Consider the following 4883-nt stretch of genomic DNA (forward strand, 5'->3'; position numbering starts at 1 on the left):
GCCGTTCCGACCATGGCCGGCTGCGACGCCGCGACCGAGAATTCGGAGCGCGGCACGCCGACGACCACCGTCCAGCGGCTGTTCGGCAGCTGGCTGAACGCCGACATGGTTTTCACCCCGTCGAGCGTCTGGGTCTTGACGATGCCGGTCGGGGCGGCGGCGATCGCCCGTTGCATATCGGGGCTGGCGCGGCGCCCGACCAGGGCCTCGGCCCCTCGGCTGCGGGCGACCAGGGCGTAGGTGGAATCGATCAGCGACGCCGTCCACTGGGGGGAGATCTGCTGATCACGGAACACGCGCTGGAAGTCCTTGGCCGGCGTGACGACGCTGACCCGAACCGTTCGGCCGTCCGCCAGCCGCACCAGCTTGGCGACGACCACCAGCGGCATGTCGACCACCTGGCCATGGCGCAGGTTGGAGACCAGCACGCCGGGCTTCAGCTCGCCGGCCCAGGTCTCCCCGGACAGAGAGAGGGTCCGCATCGGGGCGCCCGCCGCGGCCCGCGTATTGACGAGTTGCCGGCCGGTAAGGTCGACCACCGACAGCCAGCGACCCTGCCCCTGCAGCACCTCGCGGGCGTGGCGGTCCAGCGCCGCCCAGTCGGCCTGGCGCATCTCCGAAGAGGCGGCGAGCGTCTCGAGGAGGACGGACTGCTCGCCGAACTGCCGGTCGACGACCAGCGACAAGGCCCGCGCTGTCTCCTGCAGGCGGGCGTAGAGCGCGCGCCGACTGTTGACCTCGACACTCCACAGCAGGAGCGCGGCGATGACGAAGGCGGGGACGAGGACGGCGAGGGTGAGCGTGACCAGGCGACGCTTCAGCGTGCTTGGCGCTGCCGAACGCAACTGGACGCCGCCCAGGCTCATGGCACTCTCCCGAAACCTGAGCTTAGCCGGGTTGCGCGGCGCGACCTATAGCCGTTCGACCGGCCCGGGCCGTCGACGGCAAAAAGAAACAGCGGGCGGCTTTCGCCGCCCGCTGCCAGGTTTCGATCTTCAGGCCGGGATCAGTAGCGCACGAGCGCCGAGATCCCGATCGTGCGCGGCCGCATGTAGGTCTGGGTGAACAGCACCGTACGGCGACCGTAGCTCCGGCTGAGCGGCTCGTGGTGGTTCAGCAGGTTGTTGGCGAACAGCGACAAGTCGACGTCATTCAAGATCACCCCAACCCGGGCGTTGACCACGGTCGTTTCCGGAGCCGCCCCGTCGAGCGGGTTGTAGGCCGGGCTGTCGGGGTTCACCGAACCCGTGAGGCGCGGCTTGGAGTTATAGATCACGTCGCCGCGGCTATAGAACTCTGCCGCCTCGCTGATCGGCAGCGTATAGTCGTACGAGGCGCGGATCACCCACGGGGCGCCGGTCTCGGGCACATAGTCGCCCTTCTCATACGCGGTGTTGGTCTCGGTGAACTTCGTGGAGTTGTAGCCGATGGCCCCCGACAGGGTGAGATTGTCCGTCGGGCGGAAGGTGGCCGCCATGTCGAAGCCGCGCGAGGTCGCCTTGCCGCCGTTGTCGGTCAGGGCGTAGCCGCAGTCCGAGAACGTCACCCGCGTCTGAATCTTGCTCCAGTTGATCTGGTAGACGCTGCCGTCGAGGGTCAGACGGCCGTCGAAGAGACGGTTTTTCGAACCGGCTTCATAGCTCCACACCGAGTCCGAGTCGTAGGAGCTCGGGGTGTAGACATTGCCGGAGGCGTCCACATAGCCGAAAAGGCGCATCTGTTCGTGGCAGACGCCGGGCAGGCGCTCCTGGACGCCGCCGGGCCGGAAGCCTTTGGCGATGCTGGTGTAGAACAGGTTGTCCGCATCACGCTGCCAGGACAGGCTGAACTTCGGATTGAAGATCTTTTCCTTGGCCCGCATCGTGTCGCGGACCCAATCCGGAGCCCACTCGCCGACGCCGACCGTACAGCCGCCCGGGGTGGTGCAGGGCGAGCCGTAAGGGGCGTTCAGGTTGCTTTCCGGAGCGTCCTGGTAGATCGCGCCGTTCAGCTTGTTGATGGCGTAGCGCAGGCCGACCGTCGCCGTCAGTTCGGGCGTGATCTTGTAATCCGCCTGACCGAAGGCCGCGATCTGGCTCTCGCGCATCCGGCTCATCGAATAGTACATCATCGAGTTCGGGCCGAGATCGACGCCGTACGTGTTGATGAATGCGTTCTGTCCGGGGAACGGCTGAGTGGGCGCGGCGCCGAAGTGCCGCGGCGCGTTGCGCAGGAAGTTCGAGAAGATCTGCTCGATCGAGCCTTGGCGGTTGCGGGTGTAGAAGGCGCCCGCCACCCAGGTCAGACGGTTGTCCGGGTTGTTCGACTGAAGGCGGAACTCCTGCGTGAAGTTGTTCTGCCAGTCTTCGTAGACGTTGGCGGTACGCCAGCCCGGCACCGAGACGGGAATCCGCACGTAGGTCGCCAGATAGCTCTGGTCGAGCAGCCAGCGCTCGGTGTCACGCTCTAGCGTCGAGGTCGTGGAGATGAACCGCAGGTCGTCGTTCTCCCACTCCACGTTCAGATAGGGGACGAACAGGGTGTCCTTCGCCTTGTTCAGCTCCGGCGCCGTCATCTCGGTCACGATGATGCCGCCGACGTTCGTGCCGGCCGCGGCCTGGGTCCACAGCGGCGTGCGGAAGGTGCCGGCCTTGGCGTCGGTCAGCGAGACCCAAACCGCGTTCAGGCGGTCGTGCTCGTAGTTGTGCTGGCCGTTCAGCGAGAGGGTCACCGTCAGGTTGTCGGTCGGACGGAAGGCCAGGGCCAGGCGGCCGGACGCCATCTCGGACCAGTTCGAGTTCTGGTACGGCGTGCCGGTGACGTTGAACCGCATCCCGTCGTAAACGCCTGGCGCCGGCGAGGTCGACCGCGCCGGATCGGCGAGGAAGGCGTTGCCGGAAACGCGGTCGATCCAGCCCGGGGTGTGGCGGAAGTTGGCGGCGGCGCGGAAGGCCACCTTGTCCGCGACGATCGGACCGCCCAGCGCTGCGCCGACTTCGTAGCCGCTGCCGCCGCCGCGGGTCTTGGTGAGTTCGGCGCGGGCCTGGCCCGAGTAGTCCTGGAAGTTAGGCGCGGGCTGGATGAAGCGAACGGTACCGCCCTGCGAGCCGGCGCCGAACAGGGTCCCTTGCGGGCCGCGCAGCACCTCGACGCGCTCCAGGTCGAACAGCGCCGGGAAGACGTTGGCCGCGGTGTAGCCGACCTGACGGACCTGAATCGGAACGTCATCCAGATAGACGCCGGTGGTGGCCGCGCCGGCCGAGGACGACACGCCGCGAATCGCGAGGCGGTTGTTGCCGCCGAGGTTGATGCCGGGCGTCAGGCGCACGACGTCGGAGAATTCTTTCAGGCCGCGGGCCTGGATCTGGGCTTGGGAAACCGCGGCGACGCTGACCGGCACGCGCGACAGCACGACTTCCTGGCGGGTCGCGGTGACGACGACTTCGTCGATGGTCGGCTCACGGGCGGCCTGGCTCTGCGCGGAGGCCAGCCCCGGCGCCGCGATCAGCAATCCCAGAACGGAAGCGCCGCAAAGCAACGGGCGGCGCGCCATCGAGGCGCCAGGGCGCCCTGATACTGATTTCATGTTCATTTCCCCCTTCACGGGTCTCTTGAGGAACCCGAGTTCGCAAAGTCTGACATCGCCGTTATGCGATCACAAGCGGAATTGATAACAGCGTTCACATCTAGTCTAGGTTGAGAAGCATCACCCAGGGGCGACCTCGTCACACGACGCGCGGAAGGCTGAAGATCGAGCGGAGTGTGATTCCGTTCGCCACGGCCTCGGGCTCACTTCGGCAGGCCGAGCGCCACCCAGCTGCCGCCGTGCCCGGCGCCTCCGATCGGCACCAGGATCAGCTGCCGGCCCTTGATCGAATAGGAGATCGGCCCGCCCGTCGTGCCGGCCGGCAGCGGCCTTTCCCAGACCACCTGGCCCGACTGCTTGTCGTAGGCGCGGAACTTGGTCTCGCCGCGTAGCCCCGCTCGGCCGAGGATGGCGTCGGAACTCTCGCCCAGGAACAGCAAGGTCTTGGTCACCAGCATGACCGGTCGGCCGGTCGAGCCCAGAGGCGGCAGGTTGAGCCCCTTGAGCTCCGGGTGGTTCCGCGGGCCGTCGCCGTTGGCCACCGTCCACAGCTTCTCGCCCTTGTTCATATCGTAGGCGGTGATCCGGCCGTACGGCCCTTTCAGGATCGGCAGCCCGCGAGGACCGAGGCCATAGGGACCTTCTTCGTCGTTCTCCGGGCTCTCCTCGTCCCAGTAAAGCGCGATGTTTGCGCCCGGCGCACTCGGCCGACGCAGGCCGTAGGCGCTCGGCAGGGTCATGGAGACGGCGTAGTAGTAGCCGGTCTCCGGATCGAAGGCGCCGGTGTTCCAGTTGCCCGCGCCCCACACCCCGGGCGCCACCAGCACGCCCCGTTTCTTCGGCGGCGACGGCGCACGCATCAGGGGTGCGGAAAATACCGGACCGAGCTGGTAGCGGCCGGCGATGGCAAGGGCCTCGGCCTTCAGCTCCGGCGTGTAGTCGATCAGGTCGTTCTCGGTGATGTTCACATAGTCGAATGGCGGCGGCTTGGTCGGGATCGGCTGAGTCGGCGACGATTTCTCGCCGGGCGCCGGCGACTGCGGAACGGGGGTCTCGACGATCGGCCACACCGGTTTGCCGGTCTTGCGGTCGAAGACGTAGAGGTAAGCGGCCTTGCCCGGCTGGATGACTGCGTCGATCTTCTTGCCGTCGACCTTGATCGTGCCCAGCGTCGGCGGCGCGGAGAGATCGTAGTCCCACAGGTCGTGGTGGACGGCCTGGAAGTGCCAGACCTTCTTGCCGGTTCGGGCGTCCAGCACGACGAGACTGTTGGAATAAAGGTTGTCGCCCGGACGGTGGCCGCCGAAGAACGGGTTCG

The 4883-nt window shown here is 67.0% G+C and carries 2 protein-coding genes and 1 pseudogene; all 3 read right to left on the bottom strand.

What is annotated here, in order from left to right:
• Nucleotides 1-866: pseudogene (locus tag ACILRF_RS14390) on the bottom strand (hypothetical protein); the annotation flags it as partial.
• A 140-nt stretch (nucleotides 867-1006) separates the two neighbouring features.
• A complete protein-coding gene (locus ACILRF_RS14395; protein ID WP_395674072.1) occupies nucleotides 1007-3532 on the bottom strand; it encodes a TonB-dependent receptor in 2526 nt (841 codons plus the stop codon).
• Nucleotides 3533-3768: 236 nt separating this feature from the next.
• Nucleotides 3769-4883 (bottom strand): PQQ-binding-like beta-propeller repeat protein (locus tag ACILRF_RS14400; RefSeq protein WP_395674074.1); only part of this gene is annotated, 1115 nt, incomplete at its 5' end.

The organism is Phenylobacterium sp. (genome assembly GCF_044236515.1).
Taxonomy (GTDB): Bacteria; Pseudomonadota; Alphaproteobacteria; order Caulobacterales; family Caulobacteraceae; genus Phenylobacterium.